This window comes from Micromonospora sp. NPDC048843 (assembly GCF_040649965.1).
GTDB classification, from domain to species: domain Bacteria; phylum Actinomycetota; class Actinomycetes; order Mycobacteriales; family Micromonosporaceae; genus Micromonospora; species Micromonospora hortensis.
This window is the reverse complement of sequence record NZ_JBEZGJ010000162.1, coordinates 1-16,861: the sequence shown is the minus strand read 5'-3', so window position 1 is coordinate 16,861 and position 16,861 is coordinate 1. Positions and strand designations below refer to the sequence as shown.

The following is a 16,861-nucleotide window of genomic DNA, read 5'->3' as shown; positions in this document are numbered from 1 at the left end:
GGCCCGGTACGGGGCGGCGACTGTCGGGTAGAGCGCGCTGACCGCCGCCCCGCGCTCGCGTGCGCCCCTCAGCAGGGCGGTGAGCATGGCGCGGGGCGACGTACTGAGCGGTCGGAGCAAGCCGATCGAGCGCAACGGAAGCACTGTCGTCAAGGTCGGCGAGGTCGCCAAGGCGGCCGGACTGGGCGCCAACGCCCGCACCACCGCTGGCGCGAAGCAGACCAAGGACCAGTACGTCGAGCTCAAGCGCGAGCGGACCGACAAGATCTTCGTGATCCTGGCCGAGTTCGGGGACGAACGGCACCCGTCCTACCCGGACAAGGACATGAACCCGGACATCGCCGGACCGACGACGTTCGATGGTCCGCTGCACAACAAGATCCCCGAGCCCAACCGGGCCGTGGACAACTCCACCATCTGGCAGCCGGACTTCAGCCCGGAGCACTTCCGCCAGCTCTACTTCGGCACCAACCCGGGCGACGAGTCGCTCAAGCAGTACTACGAGGCCCAGTCCTCGGGTCGCTACACCGTCGACGGTGAGGTGACCGACTGGGTCAAGGTCCGGTACAACGAGGCCCGCTACGGTCGCTCCGACGACCCGATCCCGGACCCGGAGCCCGGCCAGGAGCCGGACCCGCAGGACGACCGGGCCGTCTGCCCCGACAACGTCTGCGCGAACACCTGGAACCTGATCGCCGACGCCGCCACCCAGTGGGTCGCCGACCAGAAGGCCAAGGGTCGGACGGACGCCCAGATCGCCACCGAGATGAAGTCCTTCGACCAGTGGGACCGGTTCGACTTCGACGGTGACGGCGACTTCAACGAGTCGGACGGCTACATCGACCACTTCCAGATCGTCCACTCCGGCGGTGACCAGGCCGACGGTGACCCGCAGCAGGGTGAGGACGCGATCTGGAGCCACCGCTGGTCGGCGTTCAACAGCTCGCCCGTCGGCCCGCCGAACTTCCCGATCGGCGGCACCCAGATCGGCAACACCGGCGTCTGGATCCGCGACTACACGATCCAGCCGGAAAACGGCGGTCGCAGCGTCTTCTACCACGAGTACGGCCACGACCTGGGCCTGCCGGACGACTACGGCCCGGCGGACAACAGCAACGAGCACTGGACCCTGATGGCCCAGAGCCGGCTCGGCGCCAAGAATGACGTCGGCATCGGCGACCGGGGCGGCGACCTCGGGGCGTGGAACAAGCTCCAGCTCGGCTGGCTCGACTACGAGGTCATCGTGGCGGGGCAGAAGCGCTCCTTGGAGCTCGGCCCGCAGGAGTACAACTCGGACAAGGCACAGGCCGCCGTGGTCGTGCTGCCGCCGCGCGAGTACACGTTCAACTACGGCGCACCGTTCGAGGGTGCCAAGCAGTATTTCTCCGGTAACGAGGACGACCTCGACAGCAGGATGACGAGGACGTTCGACCTCACCGGCAAGTCCGCGGCGGCACTGTCGCTCAAGGGCAAGTACAGCATCGAGGCCGGCTACGACTTCCTCTACTTCGAGGCGTCCACGGACGGCGGCAAGACCTGGACCGACCTGAACGGCACCGTCAACGGTTCGCCGATCGGCGTCGACGGCGCGGGGCGTCCGGCCCTCGCCGGCACCAGCAAGGGCGCCTGGGCTGACATCAACATCCCGCTGACCTCGGTCGCCGGGAAGGTGGCGCAGGTCCGCCTGCACTACGTCACCGACGGTGGCGTCTCCGAGGGCGGCTTCTTCGGTGACGCGATCACCGTGACCGCCGACGGTCAGACCGTGTTCAGCGACGGCGCCGAGACCGACGCCGGCTGGGCGCTGGAAGAGTTCCAGGTGGTCGGGGCGACCTACACCCGGCTGTTCGACAACTTCTACATCGCCGGCAACCGGTCGTACGTCTCGTACGACAAGTACCTGAAGACCGGCCCGTACTTCTTCGGCTACGCGAACACCCGCCCGGACTGGGTGGACCACTACGCGTACCAGGAGGGCCTGCTCATCTCGTACTGGAACACCCGCTGGTCGGACAACAACACCGCCCCGGCGTCGGCGTCCAACCCGGGTGGTCACCCGGGTGAGGGTCGCAACCTGTACATCGACGCGCACCCGCGCCCGATCTACAACCTGACCGGGGCTCCGTGGCGGGCCCGCGTCCAGGTGTACGACGCACCGTTCAGCCTGAACAAGGCCGACTCGTTCACCCTGCACCTGAACAGCCAGCCGCAGTACATCCGTGGCCAGGCTGCTGAGCCGCTGTTCGACGACACCAAGAAGTACTTCTACGAGGAGCTGCCGAACCACGGCGTCAAGCTCCCCGCGACCGGTGTCAAGATCAAGGTTCTGGAGCAGGACGGCACCTCGATGAAGATCCGGATCAGCTGACCACTGATCCCGCACCAACCAGCGACGCCCCGGGCAGGTGATCTGCCCGGGGCGTCGCCCTTTGCGCGCCACCTCCCGGATGTTTCCGGACCGTGTTTCTCCACTGGCGGTCGAGTCATCTCCCCTGGTCCCGCTCCGGGACTACCCGGGGCTTTCCCCTGTTCAACGCGACCACCAGGGTCGCCCGCGGCAACCGGGTCCTAGGCTGTCTGCCATGACCGACCAGCGCGGCGGGGCCGTCGACGAGTCCTGTGTCCTCACCGAGGGGCCGTGGACGCACCGTTTCGTCGGCGCCAACGGCAGCCGGTTCCACGTGGTCGAGGGCGGCACCGGGCCGATGGTGCTTTTCCTGCACGGCTTCCCGGAGCACTGGTGGGCCTGGCACCAGATGCTGCCGGCGATCGCCGACGCCGGCTTCCGGGCGGTCGCCGTGGACCTGCGCGGCTACGGGGCCAGCGACAAACCGCCACGGGGGTACGACGGCTACACCCTCGCCGCCGACATCGCCGGGCTGATCCGCGCGCTCGGTGAACGTTCCGCGACGATCGTCGGCAGCGGCCTCGGTGGCATGGTGGCCTGGACGGTGGCCTCGTTCCACCCGTCCCTGGTCCGCCGGCTCGTCGTGCTGGGGGCACCGCACCCGCTGCGACTGCGCGCCGCCATCTTCGCAGACCCGCGCGGGCAGTTCACCGCCTCCACACCGGCGTTGAAGTTCCAGCTACCCCGCTACGAGCACGTCCTGACCCGCGACGGCGCTGCGGCAGTCGGAGAGATCATGCGCCGCTGGGGTGGCCCACAGTGGGTGGCCGGGCCGGACTTCGAGGCGTACGCCGAACGGTGCCGGGAGGCGATGTGCATCCCGCAGGCCGCGTTCTGCGCACTGGAGGGTTACCGCTGGGCGTTCCGCTCGCTGCTGCGACTGCACGGCTACCGGTTCGTCCGCCTGATGCAGAAGCCACTGTCCACCCCGACCCTGCAACTGCACGGCGCCCTGGACACCGCCTCCCTGCCGCGTACAGCGCTGGGCTCCGGCCGGTACGTCGTCGCCCCGTACGAGTGGCGACTGCTCGACGGGGTGGGGCACTTCCCGCACCTGGAGGCACCGGAACTGGTGCTCGGCGAGATCCTGCGGTGGGCGAAGACCTGACCTGTCAGACCCGCTGCTCCCGCAGGTCGGTGACCTCGGCGGCCGGCGCCCAACCCTGGTAGACGCCGAAGTCGAAGACTTCCAGTCGCATCGCCTCGGCCACCGGCCAGCGACCACCGGTGTACTCCACCCGCAGCCAGGCGTCGTGCTTGCCGAGCACGATGAACGGCTGCCCCTGCCAGGTGCAGGTGGTCCGCACGTACGCCAGATCCTCGATCTCGCTCGCCGGCAGCACCCGGACGTAGCGGCCCGCACGGACCTCCTCGAAGCCCTCACCCGGCTCGGGCTGGTAGAGGCGGATGTCGTCGCCGTCCGGGCTGGCCTGGTATTCCCGGCCCTGCCAACGGGCCACGTAACCGTCGCGCATCACGCCTCCCCGACCCGTCGCCAGATGACCGAGTCGGTGTCCAGCTCCGCGACCACCCGCTCGCTGCCGTCCGCGCCGATGCGCCAGAGCTGGGCGCCGTGCGGCAGCCGTGCGCTGTCCACTTTGAACTCCGCCACCACGTCGCTGCTCTCACCAGGGGCGAAGCCGTTGCCCCGGAACGGCGGACGTTCGATGACCCAGCCCTCCATGGCCCGCATCGCCGGCTCGTTCTGACCGCCGTACGGGATGCGGTAGAGGCTCGGCCGGTGCGCCGGCCAGCGCAGCACGTAGATCTCCTCGGCGTCCGGAGCGAACGGCGAGCCGGGGTAGCTGAGGCCCAGCGCCTCGTGCACCTGAGCCGGTGTGGTCAGGTGGGACAGCTCACCGGCTCGGTGTACGAACCCGGACACCCGGTCGTACCCACGATCCAGGTAGTACGCGAGCTGGCTGGGGGCGACCGCCTTCTGCATGACCGTCGGCCGGGTCGGGTCGACCGCCGCGGGGGCATACCGGGGACGGGCGGCGGGTTCGGCAGCGGCCGGCGCTTCCACCTGGTCCACTTCCAGGTCGTCCCCGAGCCCCACCTCGGCGGCCCAGTTGGCCAACGCGACTATCTGCTCGCCGGGCAACTTGGCACCCACCGGCGTGCCCGGGTTGACGGCGAACGACCAGTCCTCGTCGGGCCAACGCCGGATCAGTTGGGCGAACTTCACCCGGACCGTGTCGACATCCCCCTCGACGTGGTCGGCGAGGCGCTCCGACGACGTGTAGACCACCACGTACGTCTCGCCGTCGAGCTGCCCGGTACGCCAGACGAAGCCGGGATCTCCGGGGCGGCTTCCCCGCACCGAGTCCGGTGCCGCCGGCAGTAGCACCCGGGCCAGCAGGAGGGTGGACAGGAACGTGTCGGTGCTGCCCGAGCCTGCGGCGCTGAGCAGGTCCTCTTCGACAGTGTTGGCCGGCTCGAACTCGACCGGCGCCGGCTCGTCGACCGGTGGGTGCGGAACGTCGTCCGCGATCACGCTCGCGCCGCCGTCCTGGTCCGTACTGGCCGGGCCGGCCGACGAAACAGCACTGTCGGCGCGGAGCGGGGCGTCGACGCGGCCGTCGATTCGCGGGTCACCCGGGCCGCCGCCGGCAGCGCCGGCCTCTGCCGGAACCACCGGGTGCGGGGCGGACGGGCTCGGGGCCGGCTGGCCGGGGCTGAACGACGTGGGCCCGGACGGGTTGGATCCGAACGACGACGGACTAAACAGGCCCGGATCAGGGGGCGGCGAGCCGAACGGCGGCGGGGCGGCCTCGGCGGGGCTGGGCCGTCGGGGCGCGTCGACCGGCGCGCTGCTCTCGACCGGGTCGGTGATGTCGCGGGACTCGATGATGGTGCCCTCGATGACGATGGGCGTGAAGCCCCGGCGCGGCGCGGGCGGCCCGGAGACCGGTTCCGCGACGGACGCCGGCAGATCCTCCGTCGGCGCGAACCGGCCCGGCCGGTCCTGGGGAATCGCCTGCGTCTCCTCCGCCGATGGCCGCCCAGGCGCACCGGTCAGGGGTGGCTCACCGGTCATCCGGAACGCGCGGGTGGGCTCCTCAGCCAGTGGGTTGTGCCGGCGCGGCGGCAGCGGCTGGGTGATCTCCTCGCCGGATGGTGGCGCGTCCATCCCGCGGGACGCGCCGAGGCCGCCCTCCGGCCGTCGTATCGGCTGAGTGGCTGCCGGGTCCGCCGCCATCGGAAAGGCCCGCGTCGCGGTCTCGTCGGCCGGCGCATCGGCTGGGCGGCGGCGAGGGAAGGGCTGGCTGCCTCGCCCGAACCGGGTCGGCGGGGCCGCCCGGTCACCGGGGTGTCCCCCGCTCGCGGCCGGGTCGCGGGCCGGGCTGGGGTCGAAGAAGGAGCGGCGAGGCGCGGCCTGGGGGCCACCGTTGCCGTTAGCCGGAGCGGGGCCGTCGACGTCGCCCGGTCGGGTCCCTGCGGGCCAGCCAGCGCCCGGCCCGGCCTGGTCGGTGGTGGGGCCGGCGGTCGCCAACGGCGTGAACCGGGACGGCCGCCCGGCTCGGGGCAGCGCTCCGTTGCCCGGCGCGGGCCGGGGCGGTTCGGTCAGGTGCCGCTGACCGGCGGCGGGTAGGTCCTCCTCGGCAGGTCGGCGCGGCGGCTCAGCGGGGACGGGTGGCCGAGGCGCCGGACCCGGCACCGGCGGTGCCCCCACCCGTGGGGCCGGGCTTCGTGCGGGCCTTCGGGGTGCGAGCGGAGCACTCTCGGGCCCGGACGGGGCCGCCCCCGTCACCGGAGGCGATCCAGCGGCTGGCGCGGCGTCCCGCGGTGGCGCGGTGTCCCGCAGTGACGCGGCGTCCCGCAGTGGCGCGCCGGGCCGGGTGCGCGCCAACGTCTCGGCCCGTTCCAGGCGAGCCCGGGCACCCATGGCACGGCCGGGCAGTCGCACGTCACCTCGGGACAGCTGCGACACGAACCAGGCCGGCAGGTAACCCTCAACCGGCAGACCCGGATTGACGGCGAGCCACCACTCGTGGTTGGGCCAGCTGGCCGCGAGATCGGCGAAGGGGATGCGTCGGTTGCTGCCGGCATGATCGCCGAGGCAGGCTCGCAGGGCGGCGGCGGAGGTGAAGGCCAGGACGTGGGTCCGGCCGCCGGTGGTCCAGGTGCCCCATCCGGCGGGTGGCTGGCCGGGCTGCGTCGGCGCGGAGACCGGCAGCAGCACATCGGTGCGGGACAGGAGCCGGAAGTACAACTCCTGGTCGTTGGCGCGCAGCGCGTCGCGCATCGCCACCTCGGCCTCCGTGGCCGGCTCCCATGCGGTCACGGCCACCTCCCCTTCCGAGAACAGGCCACAGGTATCGCGTACAACCTACAAGGTGGTACCAAGATCACAATGGCTGGCCGGCGGCGGCCTGCCAGGGCCCGGAGGAGGCGATAACATCCCGTTCCGGAGCCGACACGATACGGAGGGTGTCGATGTCCCGATCGATCACGCGCCCGGTCCTCGCAGGTCTGGCCGCCAGCCTGTTGACCGTACCGGCCCTTCCGACAGTCGCCGCCACCGCCGGGCTCCGGGCGGCACCGGCCTGCGCGACACCACTCACCCCCGTCCGGCCGGTAGCGGCCAGGCCCTGGCCACAGCAACGGTACGACCCGGCGCGGCTCGCGCCGCTGGCCACCGGCGCCGGGGTGACAGTCGCTGTGGTCGACTCGGGGGTTGACCGGGTGCACCCGCAGCTGGCTGGGCGGGTGCTGGCCGGCACCGACCTGCTCGACCCCGGCGGGGACGGCGGCCGGGACTGCGCCGGGCACGGCACCGGTGTGGCGAGCATCATCGCCGCGGCACCCCGCCCCGACGTCGCCTTCCGCGGCCTGGCGCCGGGTGCCCGAATCCTGCCGGTGCGGGTGAGTGAGCAGCAGGTGGTGCAGGGGCGGGAGTCCGGGCGCACGGTCAGCGCCGACGAGTTCGCCCGGGCCATCCGGTGGGCCGTCGACCATGACGCCGACGTGGTGAACCTGTCCGTGGTGCTGTACGCGGACGATCCGGAGGTCCGTTCGGCAGTGCGGTACGCGGTCGACCGGGACGTGGTGCTGGTTGCCGCCGCCGGCAATCTGCACGACAGCGGGGACCCCCGGCCCTTCCCCGCAGGGTACGACGGGGTGCTCGGCGTGGGCGCGATCGGGGCGGACGGCGCGCGGGCGACGTTCTCGCAGACCGGCCCGTACGTCGACCTCGTGGCCCCGGGCAGCGAGGTGCTGACCGCCGCACCCGGTGCCGGCCACCATCGGGTCGAAGGCACCAGTTACGCGGCGCCCTTCGTGGCCGCCACCGCCGCGTTGCTGCGGCAATACCGGCCGGAGCTGACCGCCGCCCAGGTGGCGGAGCGGATCATCTCCACCGCCGATCCAGCTCCGGGCTCGGGCCGGGGCGGCGGGTACGGCGCCGGCGTGTTGAACCCCTACCGTGCGGTCACCGAGACCAGCGGCGGCCGTGCGGCCGACGCGCGGCCGATCGCCGCCCTTGCCGACGACCGGGCCGACCCGGCGCAGCTCGCCCACCAGGCCCGCCGGGCCGCCGCACGGGACCGAGCCCTGCTTGTCGGGGCGGTGGCCGGCATCACGGCGGTCACAGTGGCGCTGCTCGCCCTGGTGCTGCCCCGGGGCGCCCGTCGACGCTGGCGCCCGGCCGACCCGGCCTGAGCCCGCCCGCGCACGGCCTGAACCCGCCGACGTACGGCCCTGGCCGCCGATCGGCTGCGGGCGGGGCGCTGACCCGGACACTGTCAGCGCTCCCGGCCCACACCGCTCACTGGAACAGCCCGGTGTTCTTCTTCTCGGTGTCCAGGTAGTCGGTGGCGGAGTCGTTCACCGCCAACCGGATGTCACGCAGCATCCCCTGCAGGTCCTGCGAGGCCGAACGCCACCGCGCCTGCCGCTGCTCATAGGCCTGCCGCGCGTCGCCCGTCCAGCTCGCCACCAGCGGGGCGGCGTCGCGTTCGAGTTGGCCGAGTTGCGCGTCGAGGGTGTTCAACGCCTTCTGAATGTCAGCGCCGGCCTGCTGCAGCGCGGCGAAGTTGACGACCAGCACACCATTGTCCATCGGATTCCCTCCCCAACGGGATCAGAGCGGCAGCTGGATGCCGCCGCGGTTGGTGCCGGCCACCCGGCTGGCCACCTCGTCATCGGACGCGTGGTACTGCCGACCGGCGGTGCGGATCGCACCGGCGGTCTCGCGCAGCGCGCGGTGCAGCGCCGCCTGGTCCTGTGACCACTGCTGCTTGACCTGCTCGAACGACCGACCACCAGCGCCACGCCAGGCTTGCTGCAACACCTCCAGCTCGGCCAGCAGGCCGGTCAGCATGGATTGCAACGACTGGTCCACCTGCTCGAACTTCGCGGCAGTCTGCTGCATCACCGCTGCTTCTGCCTTGGTTTGGGACATCCGGACGTCACCTCGTCTCTCGGATCGCACCTGGCCGTCGACGCGCCCACCCCGTGGCGACGCGTCGTCGCTTGGCCCGGTCGTCGAGCACTGAGACACGGGTCAGCGAAGGACTTCGTGGCTGACGGTAGCGACCTCGTAGCAGTTCTGCTACCCCACCGGCTTCCCCTGTGGACAACCGAGGCGGCCATCGGTCGCTTACGATGTGCCGCAGCCACGTCGCGGCGCGTGACGGGCCGCCGGAGGGCGGCCGGCCGCCCGACCCCGGTCCCCACTGGTCGAGGAGGCACGGTGCCGGCGATCACCACCGGAGGGCCGCACCCGCCGGTCCCGGTCGGGTCCGAGGCAGCTGCCTCCCCACGAGTGGGCGGGCCGGGCCGATCCACCGACCGCGGCCCGCTGTCGGTCGGTCAGCGCGCCCCTCGTCGCCGGTCGCCGGTGGCCCACTGGGTCGCGCAAGGTCGCCGTGCGGCTGCCGGAGCGCGGGCCGGCCAACTGGTCACCGCACAGGTCGCGGCGGCGCTCGTGCTCGTCACCCTCGGCCGCCCCGCGCCGGTCGTCGCCGCGGCCGTACTGGTGGCCGTGCTGCTGGTGGCCGCCGCCTGGGTGCCGGTGCGGGGGCGGTGGCTGTTCGAGTGGTTGGGCACCGCCATCGGGCACCTCACCCGCCGACGGGCGTTGGCCGGGCCGGCCGACGCGGCCGAACTGCTCGACCTGGTCGCCCCGGGCACCGTGGTCCGCTCGACCGAGTTGACCGGCGGGTCGGCGGCCGTCCTGGAGGACACCACCGGCATGGTCGCGCTCCTGGAGCTCGGCGACCCCGGCGACCTGCTGGGCGACGTGTCCCAGGCGATCCCCGCCCCGGCCGCGTTGCTTCCCCCGACCGGGCCGGACCAGCCCCCGCTGCTGATCCAACTGCTGCTCGCCGGTGCGCCGGCACCGGTGCCGAGCGCCGGTGGCACCGTCGGCACGTCGTACCGGCAGCTCACCGACGGGCGGCTCGCCGGGCGCGAGCGGGCGGTGGTGGCGGTCCGGGTGCTGCGGGTGAACGGTTGGTCCGAGGAGGACCTGCGCCGGGTACTCGCCGGCACGGTCCGCCGGATCGTCCGCCGGCTCGGGCCGTTGGCCGCGCGGCCGCTCGGGGTGCCGGCGGCGCTGCGCGTCCTGGGCGAGCTGGCCCACCACGACGGCGAACCGGTCCGGGAGTCCTGGCCGGCGATCCGGACCGGCACTCTCGTCCAGGCCACCTTCCGGCTGCTCCACCGGCCCGACGCGGGTGCTGCGGCTGGACGCCGGCTGGTGCCCCGCCTGCTCGCGCTGCCGGCGACGGCCACGACGGTGTCGATCTGCTCAGGCCCGTCGCCGACGATGTCGACGTCGTCGGGTCCGCCGGCGGCCAGCGGAGTGCCGACCGAGCTGACCGTACGCCTGGCCGCCGGGACGGCGACCGAGTTGGTGGCGGCCACCGAGGCGCTGACCCGCCTGGTGACCGACCTGGGCGGAAAGCTACGCCGACTGGACGGGGCCCACCTGAGCGGGCTGGCCGCCACGCTGCCGTTGGCGCTGGCGGCACCCGGGGTGCAGCCCCGCCCACCGGCGCCCGGAGCGCGACCCGACCCGGCGGTCGACGACTGGGAGCTGTCAGTGGGCGACGCGGGACTGATGGTCGGCACCAACCGGCACGGCCGAGCCGTCACAGTGCGACTGTTCCGGCCGGAGAGCACCCGCGTCCTGCTGGTCGGCGGGGTGCGGGCAGCCCAGCTGGTGGCCCTGCGCGCCCTGGCACTCGGTGCCCTGGTGGTGGTGCAGACCGCCCGGCCACGCGCCTGGGAGCCGTTCATCAGAGGGGTTGGCGCGCCGGGCGGCACGATCCCGTTGCTCCCTCCCGGCCGGGCGGTCGCCGACGGGGTGGGCACCGCGCTGCGTCCGTTGCTGCTGATCGTCGACGCCGGACCGGTGGCGGCGGAGGCCGCGCCGGGCCCGCCGTGGCGGGCCACCCTTGTGGTACGCGACGAGCTGACCCCTGCCGATGTGGACGCGTTGAGCCGCGCCGACCTGGCGTTGCTACAGCCACTGACCTCCGCCGAGGCCACCCTGGCCGGAGCGGCGCTGGGGCTGGGCGGCTCGGCCGAGTGGCTGACCCGGATCCGGGAGGACATGGTGGCCGTTGTCAACCGTCGGGCGCTGCGCTGGGCACTGCTCTCCCCCACTCCGATCGAGGCGCAACTGATCGGCCCGCCGACGCGCGGCTGATTCCACCGGCACGGCCAGCTGGCGGGTTACGTCGGTGCGGTGTCCGTGGCACGATCCCCGCCATGGGTTTTCTGAAAGGTCTGCTGATCCGGCTGGCCAGCACAGCTCTGGCTTTCTGGCTGGCCACGCTCCTCATCCCGGGCATCTCCCTGGATTCGAACTCGGCCACCGAGACGGTGACCACGCTGCTCCTGGTGGCGGTGATCTTCGGCGTGGTCAACGCGGTTCTCCAGCCGATCATCAAGACCGTCGGTTGTGGCTTCTACCTGCTGACCCTGGGTCTCATCGCCCTGGTGGTGAACGGGCTGCTCTTCCTGCTCACCAGCTGGATCGCCGACCAGGCCGGGCTGCCGTTCTCGGTGGACGGTTTCTGGCCGGCAGCAGTGCTCGGCGCCCTCTTCGTGAGCATCGTGACCTGGATCCTCGGCGCCGTCCTCGACCGGGACTGACCGCCGACCAGCCAGCGCCGACCCGGTCCGTCCGGGGCTCCGACCTCGGCCGGGGCCCCGGCGGGCCGATGACCAGAGTTCGGGAATGTGGCGGCCGGACTGCCCATCCCGGCGGTTAGCGTCGCGGCATGTTCTCGCTGACTAGTTCCGACGGCCACCTGCTCAGCACCGATCCGGCGCGGATCGACCTGGACCTGGTGCACCACTGGTTGTCCACCGACGCGTACTGGGCGCTCGGACGAGACCGGGAGACCACCGAGCGGTCGTTCGCCGGCTCACTGGCGTTCGGCATCTACCGGCCGGAGGACGGCCGCCAGGTCGCTGTGGCCCGGGTCGTCACCGACGGCGCCACCTTCGCCTGGCTCTGCGACGTGTACGTGGACCGGGCCGCCCGGGGTCGCGGGCTGGGCGGGTGGCTGGCCGGCGCGGTCCGCGACCACCTGGACGAGCTGGGCGTACGCCGGATCCTGCTCTGCACCAGCGACGCCCACCAGGTGTACGCGGGGGTGGGCTTCACCCCGCTGGACGCGCCGCAGCGCTGGATGCAGCTGGACCGGCGCCCCCCGGTGACCCCGATCACCGGAAAGGAACAAAGCAGCACTACGCCCCTTACGGTGGAGGCGTGACGCCACTCCGCCTGGGATACCTCTACGGCCTCGGCGCGTACCTGCTCTGGGGTTTCTTTCCGCTCTACCTGAAGCTGCTGCGACCCGCCGGCCCACTGGAGATCCTGGCCCACCGGATCGTCTGGTCGGTGGTCTTCGTGGCGCTGCTGCTGGCGGCGCTGCGCAACGTCGGCTTCCTGCGGGCGCTGCTGCGTCGCCCCTGGGCGGTGGCGGGGATCGTCGCCGCCGCCGCGCTGATCGCAGTCAACTGGGGCACCTACATCTACGGGGTCAACTCCGACCGGGTGGTGGAGACGGCGCTCGGCTACTTCATCAACCCGCTGGTAGTGGTGCTGCTCGGGGTGACTGTGCTGCGGGAGCGGCTACGCCCGGCGCAGTGGGTGGCGCTGGGAATCGGCGCGTCGGCGGTCGCGGTGCTCACAGTGGACTACGGCCGGCTGCCCTGGCTGGCGTTGACCCTGGCGTTCAGCTTCGCCGGCTACGGCCTGGTCAAGAAGCGGCTCGGGCTGCCGGCGGCGGAAGGGCTCTTCGTCGAGTCGGCGGTGCTGGCGTTGCCGGCGCTGGGTTACCTGGGTTGGCTGACGGCGAAGGCCGACCTGACCTTCGGGCACGTCTCGGCCGGGCACACAGTGCTGCTGGTGCTGGCCGGCGCGGCCACGGCGATCCCGCTCTTGCTGTTCGCCGGGGCGGCCAACCGACTGCCCCTGAGCAGCCTCGGCATGATCCAGTATCTGGCGCCCATCCTCCAGCTCGGCTGCGGTGTGCTGATCTTTCACGAGCCGATGCCGCCGGCCCGCCTTGCGGGTTTCGCGCTGGTCTGGCTGGCCCTGATCGTCTTCACCGCCGACGCCGTACGAGCTTCCCGCCGCACCCGCCAGTCCCGCCGCACCCCACCCCCACCCGCTGTCGATCATGGAGTTGTGGTGCCTGCTCGGCACTAATTTGGGCGGTTTGCCACCCACCACAACTCCTTGATCGACGCGGATGGGCGGGCGGGTGCTGCGGGACTGGCGCGGGCGGGGCTGGGACGCGGATGGGCGGGCCGGGGTTGGAGGGCCAGGGCTAGGGGACGGCGTAGGTCAGGAGGGGCGTGCCGTCGGCTTTTTGCAACTCCACACTGACCAGCTCGGCGTCGGTGAACCTCGTCGCGCCGGTGAAGCTGAGGTCGTCGCCGGGCGCCGCCAACCAGGAGCCGATCTGCTCGGTGGCACCGTTCGGACCGCGCGCCACCAGCCGGAACGGATACGCCTTGCCGTAGCTCGTCCGCGCGTCGTACCCACAACGCATTGTCACCTCGGTGCCCCACTTGGTGCCGGTGAGCCCGAGGTCGGCGTGCACCGGCCCGGCGGCGGCCACCGGTCGCATGGCCACCATCGACACCTGCGGGGTCGGGTTGCCCTGCGCGCCGGGCGGCCCGGACGGGTCGACCGTTCGAGGCAGCGCCACTGCGGTGCCCACACCGACCAGCAGCGCCAGCCCGGCGGCGGCCAGTGTGGTCAGTGCGTACCGTCGCCGGTCCGCGGCGCGTTCCCGACGACGGCGCTGGCGGGCCTCGTCGAGCAGCGCGGGCACCCGGGGCGGGGCCGGCGGCGGCAGGATCTGCTCCAACCCCGCCGGGTCGAGGCGCCCGAGCAACCCGGGCAGGACGGCGATCTCGGCGACCGCCTCCCGACACGAGGCGCAGCCGCCCAGGTGCCGCTCGTAGGCCGCCCGTTCGGCAGGGGCCAGGGCGCCCAGCACGTACGCGCCGTCGTCGTACGCGAACTCGCACCGGGTCATCCCGTCACCCCCATCTCGGCCAGGACCAACCGTAGAGACCGCAGCGCGTAGTGGGTGCGGGATTTCACGGTCCCTGGCGGTACGCCCAGGCGGGACGCCGCCTCGGCCACCGACCGCCCCTGGTAGAAGCACTCGACAAGCACTTCCCGGTGGGTCGGGCTGAGCCGGTTCAGCGCCTCGGCGACGGTCCACGCCTCCACCGCCCGTTCGGCCTCGTCGATCACCTCGGGCGGTTCGGGCAGATCGTCGGTGAACACCTCGCCGACCCGGGTGGATCGCCGCCGCCAGGCGTCGATGGCCAGGTTGCGGGCGGTGGTGAACAGCCAGGACCGCACCGATCCGCGCCTCGGGTCGAGTGACTCCGGATGTCGCCAGGCCCGCAGCAGCGTCTCCTGCACCAGGTCCTCGGCCCGCTGCCGGTCCCCGTTGACCAGCCGCAGGGCATGGGCGTACAGCGCCTCCGCGTGCTCGTCGTGCAGCGCGCGGAGCAGTTGGGCGTCGTGGTCGCTGATGGCGGTCTCCTCGCTTCCGGCGCGCGTCCGGCGGTGCGTTCGCTCGGGAATACGTGCTGTCACGCCGATCGGTTCAGCCCGAGGTCAGACCGGTCGCGTGGTGATGCCGCCGACGAAGGTGTTCATGCCCGGTTCACATCGCGGCTGACGAGCGCTCACCACGTCCTCCTAGCGTCCGGCTGGTACGCCGCCTGTCGTGCCACCGACTTCTCTGGAGGCCTCCCCCATGAGCGACCGTCCCCGGCTGCTCCCCCTGTTGAACGGCACCCGCCATGGCACCCGTGATGCCATGACCTGTCTGTACCGGTGCGGGAACGCGTGTGACCACCCGGTCCCGAACACCTCCGACAACGCGTACTTCGGTGACGTGGTGAACGCCGAGGTGTCGCGGCGTGGCGTGGTCCGGGCCGGCGCGGTCGGCGCGTTGGTGCTCGGTTTCGGCGGCGCGGCAGCCGGCGCGCTCGCCGGGGCGGCCCCGGCCGTGGCGGCCCCGACCGCCCCGGACGTTCCGGAGAACGTCGGGTTCGGTCGTCCCAGCACCGGGGTCGGCAACGGCGCGCTGACCTTCAAGCCGATCCCACCGAACAAGCTGGACACCCTTGTCGTGCCGAACGGCTACGACCACGCCGTGGTGATCAAGTGGGGTGACCCGGTGCTGCCGGGCGCGCCGGAGTTCGACCTGCACCACCAGACCGCCGCCGCGCAGTCCAAGCAGTTCGGGTACAACAACGACTTCCTGGGCGTGCTGCCGCTGGACAAGCAGGGCAAGCGGGCGCTGCTCGTGGTCAACCACGAGTACACGAACGAGGACCTGATGTTCCCGGGCTACCCCGGCCTGGACGGGCTCTCCGTGGAGCAACTGCGCACCGCCATGGCCGCGCACGGCATGTCGGTGGTGGAGCTTGAGCGGGTCGCGGGCACCGGGCAGTGGAAGCCGGTCGGCAAGGGCCCTCGGCCGTACAACCGGCGGGTCACCGCCCTGAGCACCAAGTTCGACCTGACCGGCCCGGCCGCCGGCTCGGCCTGGCTGAAGACCGCCGCCGACCCCAGGGGTCGCACTGTCGTCGGCACGCTGAACAACTGCGCCGGTGGCGTGACCCCGTGGGGCACCGTGCTCTCCGGCGAGGAGAACTTCAACCAGTACTTCGTAGGCGCCGACGCCGTCCCGGCCGAGCTGAAGCCGAAGCTGGACCGGTACGGCATCGGCACCGCCAGCCGCTACCCCAGCGGCAGCCGCAAGTGGGAACGCGCGGACGAGCGCTTCGACCTGGCGAAGCACCCCAACGAGGCCAACCGGTTCGGTTGGGTCGTCGAGATCGACCCGTTCGACCCGGAGAGCCGCCCGCGCAAGCACACAGCGATGGGTCGGTTCAAGCACGAGGGCGCCAACGTGATCGTGGCGAAGGACGGCCACGTGGTCGCGTACATGGGCGACGACGAGCGGTTCGACTACCTCTACAAGTTCGTCTCGGACAAGAAGTTCATGAAGGGCAACTCCTGGGCTGCCCGCAAGCACAACCTGACACTGCTGGAGTCGGGCACGCTCTACGTGGCGAAGCTCGACCAGACCAGCGCCGCCGAGATCGACGGCACGGGCAAGCTCCCCGCCGACGGCGCGTTCAACGGTCGGGGTCGCTGGATCCGGCTGGTCAGCGGCAACCGGTCGTTCGTCGACGGGATGACCGCCGCGGACGTACTCACCTTCACCCGGCTCGCCGGCGACAAGGTCGGCGCGACCAAGATGGACCGCCCCGAGGACGTCGAGCCGAGCCTGCTCACCGGCAAGGTGTACGTGGCGCTGACGAACAACACCAACCGGGGCGTCGGCAGCAACCCGAAGGCGGACGAGGCCAACCCGCGCAACGCCAACAAGCACGGGCAGATCCTGGAACTGGTCGAGGACCGCAACGACAACACCTCGGAGACCTTCGCCTGGTCGCTGCCGATCGTCTGCGGCGACCCGACCGACCCGTCGACCTTCTTCGCCGGGTACGACAAGACCAAGGTTTCCCCGATCTCCTGCCCGGACAACGTCGCCTTCGACGCCACCGGCAACCTCTGGATCTCCACCGACGGCAACGCGCTGGGCAGCAACGACGGCCTGTTCGCCACCGCCGTGGAGGGTCCGGAGCGGGGTCACCTCAAGCAGTTCCTGACGGTGCCGCTCGGCGCGGAGACCTGCGGCCCGTTCATCACCGGTGACAACCGCTCGGTCTTCGTCGCCGTGCAACACCCGGGCGAGATCACCGGGGCCTCGGTGGAGAACCCGGCCTCGAACTGGCCGGACGGTGACTACGCCAAGCCGGGCGTGGTGGTCACCTGGCGCCTCGACGATCGGCAGGTGTCGCGCTACGTACTCGCGTCGCGGTGCCTGCCAGCCCCCGACGCACACGGGGGTCGACTCGGCAATCAGTTCCCAGCGCTCGCCC

General features: G+C 72.1%; 13 protein-coding genes and 1 pseudogene. 8 read left to right on the top strand and 6 right to left on the bottom strand.

What is annotated here, in order from left to right; all coding sequences use genetic code 11:
- Both AB0C20_RS28745 and AB0C20_RS28740 read left to right on the top strand, forming a co-directional pair.
- A pseudogene (locus AB0C20_RS28745) lies at nt 1-2,368 on the top strand (immune inhibitor A domain-containing protein); the annotation flags it as partial.
- Between the two features lie 214 nt (nt 2,369-2,582).
- Nucleotides 2,583-3,515, top strand: a complete 933-nt coding sequence (locus AB0C20_RS28740) for an alpha/beta hydrolase (protein WP_112638703.1) — start codon at nt 2,583-2,585, stop codon at nt 3,513-3,515.
- Nucleotides 3,516-3,519: 4 nt separating this feature from the next.
- Here AB0C20_RS28740 and AB0C20_RS28735 read toward each other — a convergent pair whose 3' ends face one another.
- Together AB0C20_RS28735 and AB0C20_RS28730 are read right to left on the bottom strand one after the other, a co-directional pair.
- Nucleotides 3,520-3,885: a hypothetical protein gene (locus AB0C20_RS28735; RefSeq protein WP_266303938.1), complete on the bottom strand. Its 366-nt coding sequence runs from the start codon at nt 3,883-3,885 to the stop codon at nt 3,520-3,522.
- Nucleotides 3,882-6,695 (bottom strand): SseB family protein, encoded by a 2,814-nt coding sequence (locus AB0C20_RS28730; RefSeq protein ID WP_357569111.1) that lies wholly within the window; start codon nt 6,693-6,695, stop codon nt 3,882-3,884. The genes AB0C20_RS28735 and AB0C20_RS28730 overlap by 4 nt, the downstream gene beginning before the upstream one ends.
- Nucleotides 6,696-6,847: 152 nt before the next feature.
- Here AB0C20_RS28730 and mycP point away from each other — a divergent pair, with 152 nt between their 5' ends.
- A complete protein-coding gene (mycP, locus tag AB0C20_RS28725) occupies nt 6,848-8,071 on the top strand; it encodes a type VII secretion-associated serine protease mycosin (protein WP_357569110.1) in 1,224 nt (407 codons plus the stop codon).
- 106 nt (nt 8,072-8,177) lie between these two features.
- Here mycP and AB0C20_RS28720 read toward each other — a convergent pair whose 3' ends face one another.
- Together AB0C20_RS28720 and AB0C20_RS28715 are read right to left on the bottom strand one after the other, a co-directional pair.
- Complete coding sequence (locus AB0C20_RS28720) at nt 8,178-8,471, bottom strand: WXG100 family type VII secretion target (protein ID WP_238684789.1); 294 nt, start codon at nt 8,469-8,471, stop codon at nt 8,178-8,180.
- A 21-nt stretch (nt 8,472-8,492) separates the two neighbouring features.
- On the bottom strand, nt 8,493-8,813 hold the full coding sequence (locus AB0C20_RS28715; protein WP_091395516.1) for a WXG100 family type VII secretion target: 321 nt from the start codon (nt 8,811-8,813) through the stop codon (nt 8,493-8,495).
- Nucleotides 8,814-9,104: 291 nt separating this feature from the next.
- Here AB0C20_RS28715 and eccE point away from each other — a divergent pair, with 291 nt between their 5' ends.
- The 4 genes from eccE to rarD all read left to right on the top strand — a co-directional run bounded on the left by eccE (nt 9,105) and on the right by rarD (nt 13,082).
- Nucleotides 9,105-11,066 carry a type VII secretion protein EccE gene (eccE, locus tag AB0C20_RS28710; protein ID WP_357569109.1) on the top strand — a complete coding sequence of 654 codons (1,962 nt, stop codon included), beginning with the start codon at nt 9,105-9,107 and terminating at the stop codon, nt 11,064-11,066.
- A 62-nt stretch (nt 11,067-11,128) separates the two neighbouring features.
- Nucleotides 11,129-11,515 carry a phage holin family protein gene (locus AB0C20_RS28705; protein ID WP_091395522.1) on the top strand — a complete coding sequence of 129 codons (387 nt, stop codon included), beginning with the start codon at nt 11,129-11,131 and terminating at the stop codon, nt 11,513-11,515.
- Nucleotides 11,516-11,643: 128 nt separating this feature from the next.
- On the top strand, nt 11,644-12,141 hold the full coding sequence (locus AB0C20_RS28700) for a GNAT family N-acetyltransferase (RefSeq protein WP_357188842.1): 498 nt from the start codon (nt 11,644-11,646) through the stop codon (nt 12,139-12,141).
- Nucleotides 12,138-13,082, top strand: a complete 945-nt coding sequence (gene rarD / locus AB0C20_RS28695) for an EamA family transporter RarD (RefSeq protein ID WP_357569108.1) — start codon at nt 12,138-12,140, stop codon at nt 13,080-13,082. Before AB0C20_RS28700 ends, rarD begins: the two co-directional genes overlap by 4 nt.
- Nucleotides 13,083-13,203: 121 nt before the next feature.
- On the opposite strand, the gene AB0C20_RS28690 is transcribed toward rarD, so the two are convergent.
- A complete protein-coding gene (locus tag AB0C20_RS28690; protein ID WP_357188838.1) occupies nt 13,204-13,920 on the bottom strand; it encodes a zf-HC2 domain-containing protein in 717 nt (238 codons plus the stop codon).
- Nucleotides 13,917-14,432 (bottom strand): sigma-70 family RNA polymerase sigma factor, encoded by a 516-nt coding sequence (locus AB0C20_RS28685; RefSeq protein ID WP_051708644.1) that lies wholly within the window; start codon nt 14,430-14,432, stop codon nt 13,917-13,919. Before AB0C20_RS28685 ends, AB0C20_RS28690 begins: the two co-directional genes overlap by 4 nt.
- 226 nt (nt 14,433-14,658) lie before the next feature.
- Between AB0C20_RS28685 and AB0C20_RS28680 the strand changes: the two genes are divergently transcribed.
- Nucleotides 14,659-16,861: PhoX family phosphatase (locus AB0C20_RS28680; RefSeq protein WP_357569107.1), on the top strand; the 2,203-nt coding region annotated here is incomplete at its 3' end.